The sequence below is a fragment of the Acidovorax sp. Q11 genome (assembly GCF_054950075.1).
Map to the genome: position 1 here is coordinate 47,783 of NZ_JBUDZG010000018.1, position 16,942 is coordinate 64,724.

Genomic DNA, 16,942 nt, shown 5'->3' on the forward strand with positions numbered 1-16,942 from the left:
GTGGGTGCCGTTCAGAGAATTTCAGCCAGCATGCGGGCCACACCGGCCTGCCAGTGCGGCATCTGCAGGCCAAAGGTAGTCTGCAGCTTGGCCGTGTTCAGGCGCGAGTTGTGCGGGCGGGCCGCCGGGGTCGGGAAAGCACTGGTGGGCACGGGCGCCACCTCGTTTGCTATAATTTTAATAGCTGAATTTTCAATACTGGCGCGCGACAGCACGTATTTTGCATAAAAATTCCAGGTCGTTTCACCGGCAGCGACGCAGTGGTACAGACCCGCGTGCTCGGGGTGCTGCTGCAGATAACGGATGGCGTGGGCCGTCACATCGGCCAGCAGATCGGCGCCGGTCGGGGCGCCCCACTGGTCATCGATCACCGTCAGGCGTTCGCGCTCCTGCGCCAGGCGCAGCATGGTCTTGGCAAAGTTGCCGCCGCGTGCGGCGTAGACCCAGCTGGTGCGCAGGATCAGGTGCTTGGCACCGGATTGGGCGATCAGCCGCTCGCCTTCGAGCTTGGTGCGGCCGTACACACTCAGCGGGGCGGGCGTGTCGGTCTCCACCCAGGGCCGGTTGCCACTGCCGTCGAACACGTAGTCGGTGCTGTAGTGCACCAGCCAGGCGCCCAGCTTGGCCGCCTCCTGAGCGATGGCGCCGGGGGTGGTGGCGTTCAGCGTGCGGGCGAAGTCGGCCTCGCTCTCGGCCTTGTCCACGGCGGTGTGGGCGGCGGCGTTGACGATCACATCGGGGCGAAGGGCGCGCACCGTCTCTGCCACTCCGGCAGGATTGGCAAAGTCACCACAGTGCTCCGTGCTGTCGTGGTCCAGCGCGGTCACGTTGCCCAGCACCGACAGGCTGCGCTGCAGCTCCCAACCGACCTGGCCGCCCTTGCCGAAGAGCAGGATGTTCATGCGCGAGCGTCCGCCACGGCTGCGGGCTGCTGCTCGTACTGGGTCTCCACCCAGTCGCGGTACGCGCCGGTCTGCACGTTGGCCACCCAGTCCGCATGGTCCAGGTACCACTGCACGGTCTTGCGGATGCCGGTGTCGAAGGTCTCGGCAGGCTTCCAGCCCAGCTCGCGTTCGATCTTGCGCGCGTCGATGGCGTAGCGGCGGTCGTGGCCGGGGCGGTCCTTCACGTAGGTGATCTGCGTGCGGTAGCTCTGGCCGTCGGCGCGGGGGCGCAGCTCGTCGAGCAGGCTGCAGACCATGTTCACGATCTCGATGTTGGGCTTCTCATTCCAGCCGCCCACGTTGTACGTTTCACCGGGGGCGCCGGCCTCCAGCACGCGGCGGATGGCACTGCAATGGTCCTTCACGTACAGCCAGTCGCGCACCTGCATGCCGTCGCCATACACCGGCAGGCTCTTGCCGGCCAGGGCGTTGACGATCATCAGCGGGATCAGCTTTTCGGGGAAGTGGTACGGCCCGTAGTTGTTGCTGCAGTTGGTGGTCAGCACCGGCAGGCCGTAGGTGTGGTGCCAGGCGCGCACCAGGTGGTCGCTGGCGGCCTTGCTGGCGCTGTAGGGGCTGTTGGGCTCAAAGCCGCGCGTCTCGGCGAAGGCCGGGTCGGTGGGTGCCAGCGATCCGTAGACCTCGTCGGTGGAGACGTGCAGGAAGCGGAAGGCGGCACGTTCGCCCTCGGGCAGTGCGCTCCAGTAGGCACGCACGGCTTCGAGCAGGCGGAACGAGCCGAAGATGTTGGTCTGGATGAAGTCCTCAGGCCCGTGGATGGAGCGGTCCACATGCGATTCGGCCGCAAAGTTGACCACGGCGCGGGGCTTGTGCTCGGCCAACAGGCGGGCCACCAGGGCGGTGTCGCCGATGTCGCCCTGCACGAAGATGTGGCGCGCGTCACCCTGCACGCTGTCCAGGTTGTGCAGGTTGCCCGCGTAGGTGAGCTTGTCGAGGTTGACCACGGGCTCGCTGGTGGCAGCGAGCCAGTCAAGAACGAAGTTGGCGCCAATGAAACCTGCGCCGCCGGTAACCAGAATCATAGGGAGGGCTGTGTGAAATGCCAGCTCGGCAGAACCTACGATTATCCCACCCTGCCCGGCCCCCCGGTAACAGAGTTCAACGCGGGGGTTTCTGCGCGGGCCGGATGGTCATCAAAAGTGAATACCACGCATCATCTGCTGCAGCGCCACCGCCTCGGCCGAGAGCTGCGGCTTGGCGTCCTTGCCACCACCCTTGGCGGCGTTGGAATCCGGGAACATGCGAAAGCTGGTATTCATGGTGATCTGCGCCACGCGCGGCACCAGCGCATGCAGCAGCTGCCCGGTGATGCCCAGGCGGGTGGCGATGCGCACCGGTTTGAAGATGCAGGCCTGGGCAATCATGTCCGCCGCCTCCTCGGGGCTCAGTGTGGGCACGTTGTTGTAGATCTTGGTGGGCGCAATCATGGGCGTGCGCACCAGCGGCATGTTGATGGTGGTGAAGGTGATGCCCTGGTCGGCAAACTCGCTCGATGCACAGCGCGTCCACGCGTCCAGCGCCGCCTTGCTGGCCACGTAGGCCGAAAAACGCGGCGCGTTGGTCAGCACGCCGATGGAGCTGATGTTGACCACATGGCCCTTGCGCTTTTCCACCATGCCGGGCAGAAAGCCCATGGTCACGCGCAGGCAGCCGAAATAGTTGAGCTGCATGGTGCGCTCGTAGTCGTGGAAGCGGTCGTAGCTCGATTCGATGGCGCGGCGGATGGAACGGCCCGCGTTGTTGATGAGGAAATCCACGCCGCCATGGTTGTCGATGAGCAGCTGCACAAAACGGTCGCAGTCGGCCATGTCGGCAATGTCGGCCGAATAGGCGATGAACTGGTAACCCTTGGCCTTGGCTTCGGCACAGGCTTCATCGAGCTTGTCCTGGTCGCGCCCGCAGATGATGGTGGTGGCGCCCGCTTCGGCAAACTTGTGTGCGGCGGCCAGGCCAATGCCGGATGAGCCGCCCGTGATCAGCACCACCTTGCCCGCCACCGTGCCCTTGAGGCTGCGGTCGATGAACAGCTCGGGGTCCAGGTTGCGCTCCCAGTAGTCCCACAGGCGCCAGGCGTAGTCCTTGAGGTTGGGGCAAGCCACGCCCGAGCCCTTGAGCACTGCCATGGTTTCGCGGCAGTCAAAGCGCGTGGGGTAGTTCACGAAGGTGAGCATGTCCTCGGGCAGGCCCAGGTCCTTCATGACAGCGTTGCGCACCCGGCGCACGGGGGCCATGGCCATCAGGCTTTTCTTGATGCCCTTGGGAATGAAACCCAGCAGCGCAGCGTTGATGAACAGGTTCATGCGCGGCGCATGGGCCGCGCGGCTGAAGATGTCGAGCACGTCGCCCACGCGGTAGCCCACCGGGTCCACCAGGTGAAAACATTTTTTGGCGATGGACGCCTGGTGGCTGATGACGTTGAGCGCATTGACCACAAAGTCCACTGGCACGATGTTCACGCGCCCGCCCTCCAGGCCCACGGTGGGCATCCAGGGCGGCAGCAGCTGGCGCAGGCGCTGGATGAGTTTGAAGAAGTAGTAGGGCCCGTCGATCTTGTCCATCTCGCCGGTGGTGCTGTCGCCCACCACCATAGCGGGGCGGTACACCGTCCAGGGCACCTTGCAGTCCTGGCGCACGATCTTCTCGCTCTCGTGCTTGGTCTGGAAGTACGGGTGGTCCAGGCCCTCGGCCTCCTCAAACATGTCCTCACGGAACACGCCTTCGTACAGGCCTGCGGCTGCGATGGAGGAAACATGGTGGAAGTGCCCCGCATCGATGGCCTTGGCCAGGTCCACGGTATTGCGCGTGCCCTCGATGTTCACGGCCACCTGGGTTTCCTCGTCCGCACCCAGATCGTACACAGCGGCCAGGTGGTAGAAGTGGTCGATCTGGCCCTTGAGCTTCTTGACGTCTTCCGCCGCCACGCCCAGCTTCTTGGCAGTGAGGTCGCCAAACACGGGAATCGCACGCGTGGGCCCTACGCCCCAAAAGCTGCGCAGGTCGGCGACCTTGTCAGCACTCTCCTTGCGAATCAGGAAGTGGACCACAGCGCCCTTGCGCTCCAGCAGCTTTTTTACAAGCCGCTTGCCAATGAACCCCGTTGCCCCCGTCACGAAATACTGCATGGAAAACTCCTATGAGATAGCTTCATTCTTGCGCAAGGCCTGCGCACCCCGATTCAGCAGAAACCCGCGCCGATACTAGGCGGCCAGCGAACGCCCCCGCTAGATGGCACGCTCTACATTTTTAGGAGCGCGCGCCTACACCTTGCGCACCGTGCGGCGTACAGTGCGGCCATGCGTCGAAGGCAAAATCGCCCCCGGCAACCCCAACCAACCGCACCACGGAGGCCTTATGGTCAAGAAACTGCAGAAACTCAGCGCTGACAAGAAAAAGAGCAACGCTCAACTGTCCAGCACCGTCAAGGACTCCGCACAGCAAATCTGGCTGGCAGGTCTGGGCGCCTTCTCCAAGGCACAGGAAGAAGGCGGCAAGGTGTTTGAAGCCCTGGTCAAGGAAGGCCTGACCATCCAGCGCAAGACCCAGGCCGTGGCCGAAGAGAAGATCACCGAAGCCACCAGCCGCGTGACCACGATGGCCAGCGACATCGGCTCCAAGGCCCAGGGCCAGTGGGACAAGCTCGAAAACATCTTCGAAGACCGCGTGGCCAAGGCCCTGGCCAAGCTGGGCGTGCCCTCGGCCCGCGACCTGGAAGCCCTGAGCGCTCGCGTGGACGCACTGGCCAAGGGCAGCAAGGCCGCACCCGCCAAGGCTGCAGCCAAGCCAGCCGCCAAGGCCCCTGCCAAGAAGGCCCCCGCAGTCAAGAAGGCAGCCCCTGCCAAGGCTGCGGCCAAGCCAGCCGCCAAGGCCCCTGCCAAGAAGGCTGCGGCCAAGAAGCCCGCAGCCCGTGCCGCAGCCGACACTGGCGCCAGCACCCCATCGGCCAGCTGATCGCTCACCACTGACTGGCGCAGGCGGGCAGCAGTCCGCCCGCTGAAAGCGGCCCACGCGCAACAGCGCGCTGGCCGCTTTTCTTTTTTTGCTGAAACCCATGAAGTGCGTTAAAAGCAACTGCAGCATGGGTTTGCCGCAAGACGGCATGCCGCACTGCAGCATGACTGCGTGGGTTAGAGTAGGCATCAGAGACACCGAAACAACGAAGCACAACGACGCGAAGGGCCTGCACACATGGTGAAGAAAGCGCCACGCCGCACCGCAGAACGCATTCTGGAAGTCACGCTGGACCTGTTCAACCGGTTCGGCGAACCCAACGTCTCCACCACCCTGATTTCGGCCGAGTTGCGCATCAGCCCTGGCAATCTCTACTACCACTACCCCGCCAAGGACGAGCTGATCAACGCGCTGTTTGATCGCTACGAAGGCTCGCTCACTGAGCTGCTGGCCGCAGCAGATGGCGTGCGCAATGTGGAGGACGCCTGGTTCTTCATGCACTCGCTGTTCGAGCTGATCTGGCAGTACCGCTTTCTGTACCGCGATCTCAACGACCTGCTGTCCAAGAACCGGCGCCTGGAGACCCACTTCCAGGCCATCCTCAAGAACAAGACCCGCGCCGTGCGCGCCATGCTCGATGGCATGGGCCGCGCCGAAGCCCTGCACATCGACTCGCGCGAGCTGGAGGCCACCGCCACCAGCATGGTGGTGGTACTGACCTACTGGCTCAGCTTTGAATACGTGCGCGACCCGCGCCGCGCGCTAGAGCCCGAAAGCGCCCAGGCCGCGTTGCTGCGTGGTGCCCACCATGTGCTGAACCTGCTCATGCCCTACCTCGAAAGCGGCCAGCGGGCCCACCTGCTGCAGCTGGTTGGCGCTTATGCAGCAGCGCCAGGCTGATACCGCCCACCCGCCACAGACATCCACCAACAAGAACTTCCGGAGACACACCATGGCCAAATGGACCCCCTTCCCCCACGCGGGCGACTACCGCTTTGACGCCGCAAGCGTCAAGAAGCACTGGGCCCGGCTGCATGGCGGCGACGCCGAACCCTGCCCCAAGGACACCGCCGTGCTGGAAGCCTGGGCACTGTTCCACAACGGCGACTTTGAAAAGGCCGCCGCCGCAGGCCTGGCCGCCGGTGGCGCGGGCATCACCGTGGCCAACAAGGCCACGTCCATCTACGCCAACTACCTGGAACCCAAGGAAAAGACGCGCCTGGACCTGTTCACCCAGGTGGCAGAGCGTGCCGAGGCCCAGGCGGGAGAGGACCCGAACGACGCCAACGCCTGGTACTGGCATGCCTATGCGCTGGGCCGCTACAGCCAGGGCATCAGCGTGGCCAAGGCGCTGGCGCAAGGCCTGGGCGGCAAGGTGAAGGAGTCGCTGGAAAAGGCCATTGCGCTGTCCCCCAAGCACGCCGACGCACGCATTGCGCTGGGTGCCTTCCACGCCGAGGTGATCGACAAGGTGGGCTCGCTGATTGGCGGCATGACCTATGGCGCCAAGAAGGACGCGGGCCTCAAGCTGTTCCAGGAGGCTCTCAAGCTCAACCCGGGCTCGGCCATTGCCATGATCGAGTACGCCAACGCACTCGTGATGCTGGAAGGCGACAAGAAGATGAAGGAAGCCACCGCGCTCTACGAAAAGGCCGCCGCCGCAGAGCCCATGGACGCCATGGAGCGGCTGGATGTGGAAATGGCACGGGCGGAACTAGAAGAGTAACCCCCTGAGGCGCTTCGCGCCTCGGTGCAGCCGCAGGAGGCAGCAGCTCTGCGGGACCGACCCAGCCTGCGCGGGCAGGCTTGAAGCCTCAGCCCCCAAACCGCCGCGCGGCAATCTCCAGCAGGCCGTCAAAGATCAGGTTGTCCACCAGCTCGAAAGGCCGGGTCATGCTGGGCGCCATCTTCCAGCCCGCGCCGCCGGTCATGATGCACGCGGGCTCCTGGCCGCAGTGTTGCAGCAGGTGCTGGTACATGCGCTCCACCGCTCCGGCAATGGCATAGGTGCCGCCGCTGGTCAGTGCGTCGCTGGTGTTGGTGGGGAACGGGCGTACCTCGCCCGTGGGCACATGCAGCCCGGCGGTGCCGGTTTCCAGCGCGCGCAGCATGATGCCGTGGCCGGGCAGGATGAGGCCGCCCATGAAGCGGCCTTCGGCGTCGATGCACTCGACCGTGACGGCCGTACCCACCATCACCACGATCAACGGCCGCGCGGGACCCTGGGCCAGCACATGGTGGCGCGCGCCTATCATGGCCACCCAGCGGTCCGAGCCCAGGCGTGAGGGGTGGTCGTAGCCGTTGGTGAGACCCGCCTCCTGCGCGGATGACACGACCCAGGAAGGCGCCACGTCCCACAGTTCCATTTGCTCCTGCACCCGGCGCTTGACGGCATCGCCCGCCACCACACAGCCCAGCATGCGCGTGGGATGCGGCAGCGATGCCCAGCTGCCTTCAGCGAGGCGGTCGATGTGGTCGAGGAACTCGGCGCCATGCGCCATCAGCGCAGCCCCAGTGCGGGGAGCGTCGTACAACGCCCATTTGAGACGGGTGTTACCGACGTCGATGGCCAGAAAAGTCATGCGGCGGATTATCCCGAGTTTTGCGATGTGCCCCTGCCCAAGGGCGACAGCCCCCAGCTGCACCACGCCTGCCCGTCCCCAAATTGTGAAAAATCGTGTCGCGCCCATGTCCGACACGACGCAGCCGCCCATTGCCGCTACAGTGGTCCTTCCTTTTTCTGCAACATCAGGAGGTACGACATGGGTCTTTTCAGTTTCATCAAGGAAGCCGGCGAAAAGCTGTTTGGCGGCAAAGAAGCGCAGGCTGCCACCGCCGCCGCCCCCACGCAGGATGAACTCAACGCCAAGGCGGGCAAGGCCATCGAGACCTACATCGCCGCCCAGAACCTGGGCGCCAGCAACGTGCAGGTGGCCTTCCAGGGCCCCGAAGGCAAGGTCACCGTGAAGGGCACCGCCCCCACACAGGCCGCCAAGGAGAAAGTCACCCTGTGCTGCGGCAATGTGGCCAGCGTGACCAGCGTCGAGAACCTGATGGATGTCACCAACCCCGAGCCTGAAGCCCAGTACCACGACGTGGTGCGCGGCGACACGCTCAGCGCGATCGCCAAGAAGTTCTACGGCGATGCCAACAAATACCCCGTGATCTTCGAGGCCAACAAGCCCATGCTGAGCCACCCCGACAAGATCTACCCCGGCCAGAAGCTGCGCATCCCGCCCCTGGCCAAGTAAGCCCCCAGGATTACAAGCCAAAAGAGCTGCTAGCGCTTGTTTATCAAGCGCTAGCAGCTCTTTTTTTGATAGTGAATCAGCCCTGCTTCCACGGCAGACCGTGAAAGCGCCATCCACCCCGCTTGCCGCGCTGGCCCTGCGCATCGGCGTCGCCCTCGAAGCCTTCGAGGATGTTGTACGCGGTGATCCCCAGCTCGGTGGCGCGGCGCGCGGCGGCAATGGAGCGCACCCCGCTGCGGCACAGCAGCACGGCCGGCATTCCCGCAGGCACGGCGGCGCGCATCTGCGCATCAAAGTCCGCATTCATGGCCATGCCGGGCCACTGCTTCCAGGCCACGGCGGCGGCGCCAGGCACCCGGCCTACCCACTCGCGCTCGGCGTCGCTGCGCACGTCCACCAGCACGGCCTGGCCGTTTTGCACCCACTGCCAGGCCTGCTGGGGGGTCACATCACCGGCATAGCCGTCGGCGGGGGAAACAGGGGGGAGCGTGGTTGTCATGGTGTCGATCCTTTCAAGGCATTGGGCAAAACGTTTGAATCAAGCGCGGCCAGTGCGAGGGACGCCGAGCAAGGGCCGCCCCGCAGCGATGGCGTCGTCCCCCTCGGGGGAAGGCGCCGCAGGCGACTCAGGGGGGTTCACCATAAAGGGGCGGGTTCGTCGCGCAAACGGCTGCGCAGCTGCGCATAGTCCGGCATCACGGTGGCCACGGTGTCCCAGAAGCGGGGGCTGTGGTCCATCACGCGCAGGTGGGCCAGCTCGTGTGCCACCACGTAGTCGATGATGGCCGGGCGGTAGTGCAGCAGGCGCCAGTTCAGGCGGATGGAGCCATCGGCCTTGGCGCTGCCCCAGCGGGTGTTGGCGCTGGACAGCCGCAGGCTGGCCCAGCGCACGCCCAAGAGCGGGGCAAAGTGATCCAGCCGCTCGGTGAAGTGGCGGCGCGCGTCGCGCATGAGCCAGGCCTGCACGGCGTCGCGGATCTGCGCGGGGCTGGCGCTGTGGGGCAGGCCGATGTGCAGGCTGTCGCCCTGCCCTGCCGCCACCACCAGTGCCCCGCCTTTGCCTGCAAAGCCGTGGCTCGGGTCCAGCACCACCGTCAGTGGCTCGCCCAGATAAGGCAGCACGGCGCCGTCGGCCCAGACGATGCGGCCGCCCTCCATGCGCTGCTGGCGCTCGCGCGCCTCGCCCAGCTTGCGCAGGATCCAGTCGGATTTTTCGCGCAGCGCAGAATCCACCGCGCCCAGCGTGACCCAGCTCGGCGCACGCACCGACAGCCCATCGGCCCCCACCGTGAAGCCGATGCTGCGCCGCCGCGCGCGCTGCAGTGCGTAGGCCACCACGGCATCGCCCAGCAGCAGCTCGCGGTTGGCCTGGGGGTGGCGAAATTCGGCGGGGGACAGCAGAGAAGGCAGCGGCACGGCTGGCGCTGCAGGGCTAGTTACTATCTTTTCAGGAGCTATCAGCGCTTGCCCATCGGGCGCAGGGGGCATTTTTTGCTTGGTATCGGGCACCCCGACAGCCGGGGCCACCGCCGCAGGCGCCGCAGCGGGCGGTGGGTCGAACAGGTCCAGCGCCAGCTGCACAAGCCGCTGCATCACGGTGGGCTTACTTCCCGCTCGGGGCGGCCGTGTTGGCCGCAGGGGCTGCAGGGGCTGCCGGATAGGCCCCAGGGTCCAGTCGGCGCATTTCGGCCTCGATCCAGGCTTCGACCTCGCGCATCAGCTCGTCGGGCTCACGCCCCACGCTGGAGATAGGCTGGCCAATCGACACCTCCACCACCCCCGGGCGCTTGATGAAAGCCTTGCGCGGCCAGACCTTGGCAGACGTGACGGCGATCGGCACCACAGGTGCCCCGGTGTCGATGGCCAGGCGCGTGCCGCCGGTCTTGTAGTTGCCCTTCTGCCCGCGCGCGATGCGCGTGCCCTCGGGGAACATGATGATCCAGATGCCCTTGGCCAGCAGGTCCTTGCCCTGCTGCACCACCTTGTTGAAGGCCTGGGTACGCTGGCTGCGGTCAATGTGGATCATGTCCAGCCGCCCGATGGCCCAGCCGAAGAAGGGCACGTAGAGCAGCTCCTTCTTGAACACGTAGGCCAGGGGGTGCGGCATGATCGTGGGCATCAGAAACGTCTCGAACGTGGACTGGTGCTTGACCAGCAGCACCGCGCCCGCGTTCTCGCCCTGGGGCAGATGCTCCATGCCGGTGATCTCCACCCGGATGCCCAGGATAGTCCGCGCACCGCTGATGCACAGCGACAGCCAAGCCCGCGCGATGCGGTACAGCGGCAGGCCCCGCACCCCCAGCAACGTGCCCAGCATGATGGCCAGGGCGTAAGGCACCACGGTGATGCCCATCCAGAGAAGGTGAATGACAGAACGGAGAAAGGCCATTTTTGATGGTGTTTTAAGCCGCCACCGCCTGTCCATCAAGCGATTACAGCTATTGAATTGATAGTATCAGGAGGCCAGGCCACCCACCGCAGGCAAGGGCGTGGCCGCCAGCGGGGGCGCTGTGGCGGGCACCGCTGGCAACAGCTGGTCCACAAAATCGCCCAGGCTCGCATGCACCCGCAAGCCCGGTGGCAGCCCTGCAGGCAGCGGCCCCATCGGGTGCACCTGCGCCGACTGCCCCGTGCACACCAGGTGCAACTGCGCACCCAGCGCGGCCCCGGCCTGCAGGTGTGCGGCGCAGCTGCCCACCACCTGCACGTCGTGGCGCTCCACCCCATAGCGGTCGCTGATCTGCTCCAGCAGGCCGGGGGCAGGTTTGCGGCAGGCGCATTCCTCGTCGGCCGCGTGGGGGCAGTAAAAAACAGCGTCGATGCGCCCGCCCACTGCCGCCACCTGGCGGTGCATCTTGGCGTGGATGGCATTGAGCGCCACCACGTCAAACAGCCCGCGCCCCAGCCCCGGCTGGTTGGTGGCCACCACCACATGCCAGCCCGCGTGGTTGAGCCGCGCAATGGCCTCCAGCGCGCCAGGCACGGCCGTCCACTCGTCGGCCGAGGTGATGTAGTCATCACCCAGCGGGTTGAGGGTGCCGTCGCGGTCCAGGATGACGAGTTTCATAGGAGGAGGTGCCTTGTGAGAACAGACCGCCAGCCTATCAGCCTCGGGGTCAGGCCGCCAGACGCGAGAGGTCGGCCACGCGGTTCATCGCGTTGTGCAGCATCTTGAGCAGCCCCAGGCGATTCATGCGCACATCCAGTTGCTCGGCGTTGACCATCACATCGTCAAAGAACGCATCTACAGGCGCGCGCAGCACGGCCAGGGTCTGCAGCGATGCGGTGTAGTCGCCAGCATCGAACTGGGCGTTGGCTTCGGGCACGAAGCGCTGCAGGGCAGCGTACAGGTCCTGCTCGGCTTTTTCCTGCAGCAGCTCGGGGTTCACGTGCGCGTCCACCGGGCCTTCGACCTCGGCCTTCTTAAGGATGTTGCCAACGCGCTTGTTGGCAGCAGCGAGGGCGGGGCTTTCGGGCAAGGCGGCGAAGGCACGCACTGCGGCCAGTTGCTTTTCGACCAGTGCCAGGCGCTGCGGACGCAGGGCCAGCACCGCGTCGACTTCCTGGGCGCTGTAGCCCTGCTCACGCAGGCTGCCAGCGAGGCGGTCGTAGATGAAGTCGGCGAGCTGCGCCGAGGCGTCGGTGATCTTGTCGCCAAAGGCGGGCACAGCACCGGCCAGCAGTGCCGTCAGATCCAGCGGCAAATCCTTCTCGACCAGCATGCGGATCACGCCCAGCGCATGGCGGCGCAGCGCGAACGGGTCGCGGTCGCCCGTGGGCAGGTTGCCGATGCCGAACATGCCCACCAGAGTTTCCAGCTTGTCGGCCAGCGCCACCACCACACCCGCCGTGTTGCGCGGCAGCGCGTCGCCCGCAAAGCGGGGCTTGTAGTGGTCTTCGATCGCGTTCGCCACGGTCTCGCCCAGGCCGTCGTTCAGGGCGTAGTAGCCGCCCATGATGCCCTGCAGCTCAGGGAACTCGCCCACCATGTCGGTCACGAGATCGGTCTTGGCGAGCAGCGCAGCTTGGTCAACAGCGAGTTCAAGCGCGGCACCTTGCAGCACTGGAGAGCCATAGCTTGGAGCAAGCGCTTTAGCAATCACCTTGGCAATGGCCCGCACGCGCTCCACGCGTTCACCCTGCGTGCCTAGCTTGTTGTGGTACACGACCTTACCCAGACCTTCGACGCGCGAGGCCAGGGTCTTCTTGCGGTCCTGATCAAAGAAAAACTTGGCATCGGCCAAACGGGGGCGCACCACGCGCTCGTTGCCGCCGGTCACAAAGCTCGTGTCTTCGGGGCTGATGTTGCTGACCACCAGGAACTTGTTGGTGAGCTTGCCCGCGGCGTCCAGCAGCGGGAAGTACTTCTGGTTGGCCTTCATCGTGAGGATGAGGCACTCTTGTGGCACACCCAGGAACTGCTCTTCAAACTGGCAGATGACCACGTTGGGGCGCTCCACCAGCGCGGTCACTTCGTCCAGCAGGGCTTCGTCTTCGATGGGGCGGGCGCCGTTGCCCACCTTCGCAGCAGCCGCAGCCAGCTGGCGCGCGATCTCGGCCTTGCGCTCGGCAAAGCTGGCGATCACGGCGCCGTCCTTCTTCAGCGTGGCGGCGTAGCTGTCGGCATCGGCCAGCACCACGGGCGACACGGCGGCTTCAAAACGGTGGCCGGTGGTGCTGTTGCCAGCGGTCAGGCCCAGCGCCTTCACGGGCACCACGGTGCTGCCATGCAGCGCCACCAGGCCGTGCGCGGGGCGCACAAAGTTCACGCTGGTCCAGCCGGGCAGTTCGCAATCGGTCTCGAGCTGGTAGCTCATGACCTTGGGGATAGGGAGCTTGGCAATGGCTTCGTCCAACGCCTTTTGCAAGCCCGCTTGCAACGTGGCACCGGGCACCACGCTGTCGTAAAACAGGGCTTCGGCCTTGCCGTCCTGCGCACGCTTCAAGGCAGCCACAGCGGCTGCGGGGTTGGACACATCGGCGCCCAGCGCCTGCAGCTTTTTCAGCAGTGCGGGCGTGGCGTTGCCGTCAGCCTGAAGGCCCACAGTCACGGGCATCAGCTTTTGCTGTACGGCCTTGTCGGCGGCCTTGTCGGCCACGGCAGTCACATGCGCAGCCAGGCGGCGTGGCGAAGCGAAGGGCGTGACCACCGAGGCAGCAGACGCCAGGCCCAGGGCCTTGAGCTGGTCGCCCAGCACGGTGGCGAAAGCATCGCCCAGCTTCTGCAGCGCCTTGGGCGGCAGCTCTTCGACAAACAGTTCAACGAGGAGGTTTTGGGTTGTCATCGTCATTTCTCTCACGCAGCCTTCTTCGTCATCTGTTCCACCCACTCGCGCGGCGCCATGGGGAAGCCCAGGCGCTCACGGCTTTCGTAGTAGCTTTGCGCCACGGCACGGGCCAGGTTGCGGATGCGGCCGATATAGGCAGCGCGCTCCGTCACGCTGATGGCGCCGCGTGCGTCCAGCAGGTTGAAGCTGTGCGAGGCCTTGAGCACCTGCTCGTAGGCGGGCAAGGCCAGTTGCTGCTCCATAAGGTACTTGGCCTGCTTTTCGTGCGCATTGAAGGCGGTGAACAAGAAGTCCGCGTCGCTGTGCTCGAAGTTGTAGGTGGACTGCTCCACCTCGTTTTGCTTGTACACGTCGCCGTAGCTCAGGGTGTCGGTCCACTTGAGGTTGTAGACGTTGTCCACGCCCTGCAGGTACATCGCCAGGCGCTCCAGGCCGTAGGTGATCTCGCCCGTGGCGGGCTTGCAGTCGATGCCGCCGACCTGCTGGAAGTAGGTGAACTGCGTCACCTCCATGCCGTTGAGCCACACCTCCCAGCCCAGGCCCCAGGCGCCGAGCGTGGGGTTTTCCCAGTCGTCTTCCACGAAGCGGATGTCGTTCTTCTTGAGATCAAACCCGAGGGCTTCGAGCGAGCCCAGGTACAGCTCCAGAATGTTGGCTGGCGCGGGCTTGAGCACCACCTGGTACTGGTAGTAGTGCTGCAGGCGGTTGGGGTTCTCGCCGTAGCGGCCATCCTTGGGGCGGCGGCTGGGCTGCACGTACGCGGCCTTCCAGGGCTCGGGGCCGATGGCGCGCAGGAAGGTGGCGGTGTGCGAGGTGCCGGCGCCCACTTCCATGTCGTAGGGTTGCAAAAGGGCACAACCCTGCGCGTCCCAGTAGGACTGCAGCTTCAAAATGATTTGCTGGAATGTCAACATGGCGTCTGTGGCTGAGGCACTGGCAAGCCAGGGCCGGGCAAGTAAGGGGAAAAGAAGAAAACGCGGTGCGCGAGCAAACCCAGGGCCCGCCACCCCACAGGGCTGGAAGGGCGGGCATCGCGCGCGCAAACCGGTGATTTTACGGCGCGCCGCCGCGCGTGCTGCGGCAGCGCCAGCAACATCGGCCCGCGCCCATGAAAAAAGGCCGGAGCCCTTTTGGAGCCCCAGCCTTCCCAACCAGTCACGCGAGCTATAAGCCGGTGCGTACCGGTGGCCACACGGGTGTGGCCGTCAACGCATGCATTGCGTCAAAGCATGGCGTTCAAACCTCGAAACCGGGGATCAATACTCCCAGAAAATGCGCTGCAGCTCTTTGCTGTCATTGGTCTTGGTGAGGGCCACCATGGCCAGGATGCGGGCCTTTTGCGGACGCAGGTCATGGGCCACCACCCAGTCGTACTTGTCGTCAGGCTGCTCGGCATTGCGCAGCACAAAACCGTCGGGCACGCGGGCCGAGCGGATGATCTGCACACCCGAGGCGCGCAGGGCCTTGAGCGACTCCACCGCCTGCGCAGCCACCGAGCCGTTGCCCGTGCCGGCGTGGATCAGCGCCTTCACGCCCGCCTTGCCGTAGGCCTCGATGCCCGTGGTGTTCATGTTGCCGTAGCCGTAGACGATGTCCACGGCAGGCAGCGCCTTGATATCGTCGATGTTGAACTCGGACTGCGTGGTGTGGCGCTTGACCGGGGCGCGGAACCAGTAGTTCTTGCCTTCCACCACCATGCCCAGCGGGCCCCATTGGCTCTTGAAGGCCTCGGTCTTGATGTTGATGGTCTTGCTCACGTCACGGCCACTCTGGATCTCGTCGTTCATCGTGACCAGCACGCCCTTCCCGGCAGCGTCCTTGCTGGCGGCCACGGTCACGGCGTCGTACAGATTCAGCGCACCGTCGGCCGACAGGGCCGTGCCGGGGCGCATGGAGCCGACCACCACGATGGGCTTGTTAGTGCGCACGGTGAGGTTCAGGAAGTACGCGGTTTCTTCCAGGGTGTCGGTGCCGTGGGTGATGACTATACCGTCCACATCGGCCTGCTTGGACAGGGCAGAGACGCGCTGGCCGAGGCGCAGCAGGTGCTCGTTGGTGAAGCTTTCGGAGGCGATCTGGAACACTTGCTCGCCGGAGACCTTGGCCACGTTGGCCAGCTCGGGCAGGCCAGCCAGCAACTTATCGACCGGCACCTTGGCGGCGGCATAGGTGGCGCTGTTGGCCGCCGAGGCGCCCGCACCGGCAATGGTGCCGCCGGTGGCCAACACGACCACATGGGGCTTGGCCGCCTGGGCCAGGGCGACGGTGGACAGGGCCGAGAGCACCACGCCCGCAAACCAGCGGCGCGTGATGGACGAGGATGAAGAAGAGGAAAAAATTCGCATGGTTGTGTCTCCGGGTCATTCTTCGGGCGCTGCGGGGTGGTGCGGCGCCCTGCTGCCGTCCGGCCCCGGTGGTCGGGTATCGGGCGGTGCGGCATCCTATGAGAAATCCACACACAACCAAGTGGAATAATTGGCGTCACCCTGTGAATTGAATTCACACCCCCTTTTTCTCGGAATTCCCATGAACCTGCGCCAGCTCGAAGTGTTCCAGGCCGTTTTGCAGACCGGCAGCATGAGCGCGGCGGGCCGCCTGCTGTGCATCACGCCATCGGCCGTGAGCAAGGCCGTGGCCCACACCGAGCTGCAGCTGGGCTACCGGCTGTTCAACCGCACACCGGCAGGCCTCACGCCCACGCCCGAGGCGCAGGTGCTGGCCGTGGAATCCGGCAGCATCCACCGCCAGCTGGACGCGCTGCAGCGCACGGCGCGCAACCTGGCCACCACCGAGCTGGGCGATGTGCGGCTGGCGGCCATCCCGTCCATCACGCACGAATTTCTGCCCACGCTGCTGCACCGCCATGCGCAAAAACACCCGCAGGTGGGGGTGGAGGTGCGCACCATCCACCAGGACCAGATGACGCAGGCGCTGCTCACACGCAGCGTGGACTTTGGGCTGGGGTTTTTCGAGCATCCGCACCCGCAGGTGCACAGCGAGCTGCTGGTGAGCGGCCGCCTGTCGCTGGCCGTGGCCCGCACCGTGTGGGACCGCGCACCGCGTGCCGCCAGCACCGCTGCGCGGCTGGCGCAAGTGCCCGCCATCCGGCTGGTGGGCGACGACCCGATGCGCCAGTCCATCGACCACACGGCCAACCGCCTGGGCACACCGGGCGGGCCGGGCATCCAGGTGCAAACCTCGCGCCTGGCGCTGGAGCTGGTGCGGCTGGGCATGGGCTGGACGGTGGTGGATTTCCTCACCGCCATCCGCCTGGACCCGGCGCACATGGTGGCGGTGGAGCTGCCCGACCTGCCGCCCATGTCGCTGTACAGCTACCACGCAGGCAGCCACCCGCCGGGCCTGCAGGCCACGCGCATGCTGGCCATGTTGCCTGCGCTGCTGCACGAGGCACTGTCGCCAACACGGCCGCGCAAGTAGCCCCCTCGGGCACAAAAAAACCCGCCGCCGCAAAAGCGGGGGCGGGTTGGGA

At 65.6% G+C, this 16,942-nt stretch carries 16 protein-coding genes; 5 read left to right on the forward strand and 11 right to left on the reverse strand.

Features of this window, described 5'->3' with window-relative positions; all coding sequences use genetic code 11:
* Positions 1-11 precede the first annotated feature (11 nt).
* The 3 genes from rfbD to ACYZGB_RS14875 form a co-directional block, all read right to left on the reverse strand.
* Complete coding sequence (rfbD, locus tag ACYZGB_RS14865; RefSeq protein WP_462389321.1) at positions 12-902, reverse strand: dTDP-4-dehydrorhamnose reductase; 891 nt, start codon at positions 900-902, stop codon at positions 12-14.
* Positions 899-1,987, reverse strand: a complete 1,089-nt coding sequence (gene rfbB, locus ACYZGB_RS14870) for a dTDP-glucose 4,6-dehydratase (protein ID WP_462389322.1) — start codon at positions 1,985-1,987, stop codon at positions 899-901. Before rfbB ends, rfbD begins: the two co-directional genes overlap by 4 nt.
* A 111-nt stretch (positions 1,988-2,098) precedes the next feature.
* Positions 2,099-4,087, reverse strand: coding sequence for an SDR family oxidoreductase (locus ACYZGB_RS14875; protein WP_462389324.1), 1,989 nt, complete (start codon positions 4,085-4,087; stop codon positions 2,099-2,101).
* 229 nt (positions 4,088-4,316) lie between these two features.
* Between ACYZGB_RS14875 and ACYZGB_RS14880 the strand changes: the two genes are divergently transcribed.
* The 3 genes from ACYZGB_RS14880 (at position 4,317) to ACYZGB_RS14890 (ending at position 6,639) form a co-directional block, all read left to right on the forward strand.
* Positions 4,317-4,913 carry a phasin family protein gene (locus ACYZGB_RS14880; RefSeq protein ID WP_462389325.1) on the forward strand — a complete coding sequence of 199 codons (597 nt, stop codon included), beginning with the start codon at positions 4,317-4,319 and terminating at the stop codon, positions 4,911-4,913.
* 237 nt (positions 4,914-5,150) lie between these two features.
* Positions 5,151-5,813, forward strand: coding sequence for a TetR/AcrR family transcriptional regulator (locus ACYZGB_RS14885; protein WP_462389327.1), 663 nt, complete (start codon positions 5,151-5,153; stop codon positions 5,811-5,813).
* Between the two features lie 52 nt (positions 5,814-5,865).
* A complete protein-coding gene (locus ACYZGB_RS14890; protein ID WP_462389329.1) occupies positions 5,866-6,639 on the forward strand; it encodes a tetratricopeptide repeat protein in 774 nt (257 codons plus the stop codon).
* Between the two features lie 88 nt (positions 6,640-6,727).
* Here ACYZGB_RS14890 and ACYZGB_RS14895 read toward each other — a convergent pair whose 3' ends face one another.
* Complete coding sequence (locus ACYZGB_RS14895) at positions 6,728-7,495, reverse strand: type III pantothenate kinase (RefSeq protein ID WP_462389331.1); 768 nt, start codon at positions 7,493-7,495, stop codon at positions 6,728-6,730.
* A gap of 180 nt (positions 7,496-7,675) precedes the next feature.
* Between ACYZGB_RS14895 and lysM the strand changes: the two genes are divergently transcribed.
* Entirely contained in the window at positions 7,676-8,164 is a 489-nt protein-coding gene (lysM, locus tag ACYZGB_RS14900) for a peptidoglycan-binding protein LysM (RefSeq protein ID WP_462389332.1), read from the forward strand.
* A 76-nt stretch (positions 8,165-8,240) separates the two neighbouring features.
* Here the strand turns inward: lysM and ACYZGB_RS14905 are convergent, their stop codons facing one another.
* The 7 genes from ACYZGB_RS14905 to ACYZGB_RS14935 form a co-directional block, all read right to left on the reverse strand.
* A complete protein-coding gene (locus ACYZGB_RS14905) occupies positions 8,241-8,663 on the reverse strand; it encodes a rhodanese-like domain-containing protein (RefSeq protein ID WP_462389333.1) in 423 nt (140 codons plus the stop codon).
* A gap of 137 nt (positions 8,664-8,800) precedes the next feature.
* A complete protein-coding gene (locus ACYZGB_RS14910; RefSeq protein WP_462389395.1) occupies positions 8,801-9,757 on the reverse strand; it encodes a M48 family metallopeptidase in 957 nt (318 codons plus the stop codon).
* 10 nt (positions 9,758-9,767) lie between these two features.
* The gene (locus ACYZGB_RS14915; protein ID WP_462389335.1) at positions 9,768-10,553 is read right to left on the reverse strand and encodes a lysophospholipid acyltransferase family protein; all 786 of its coding nucleotides are present in this window, start codon (positions 10,551-10,553) and stop codon (positions 9,768-9,770) included.
* Positions 10,554-10,619: 66 nt separating this feature from the next.
* A complete protein-coding gene (gene gmhB, locus ACYZGB_RS14920) occupies positions 10,620-11,231 on the reverse strand; it encodes a D-glycero-beta-D-manno-heptose 1,7-bisphosphate 7-phosphatase (protein WP_462389337.1) in 612 nt (203 codons plus the stop codon).
* A gap of 49 nt (positions 11,232-11,280) precedes the next feature.
* Positions 11,281-13,449 (reverse strand): glycine--tRNA ligase subunit beta, encoded by a 2,169-nt coding sequence (glyS, locus tag ACYZGB_RS14925; RefSeq protein ID WP_462389339.1) that lies wholly within the window; start codon positions 13,447-13,449, stop codon positions 11,281-11,283.
* An 11-nt stretch (positions 13,450-13,460) separates the two neighbouring features.
* Positions 13,461-14,366: a glycine--tRNA ligase subunit alpha gene (glyQ, locus tag ACYZGB_RS14930; protein WP_462389341.1), complete on the reverse strand. Its 906-nt coding sequence runs from the start codon at positions 14,364-14,366 to the stop codon at positions 13,461-13,463.
* A gap of 342 nt (positions 14,367-14,708) precedes the next feature.
* Entirely contained in the window at positions 14,709-15,797 is a 1,089-nt protein-coding gene (locus ACYZGB_RS14935) for a type II asparaginase (RefSeq protein WP_462389342.1), read from the reverse strand.
* Between the two features lie 181 nt (positions 15,798-15,978).
* On the opposite strand from ACYZGB_RS14935, the gene ACYZGB_RS14940 reads away from it, so the two are divergent.
* Positions 15,979-16,890: a LysR family transcriptional regulator gene (locus ACYZGB_RS14940; protein WP_462389343.1), complete on the forward strand. Its 912-nt coding sequence runs from the start codon at positions 15,979-15,981 to the stop codon at positions 16,888-16,890.
* Positions 16,891-16,942: the final 52 nt, after the last annotated feature.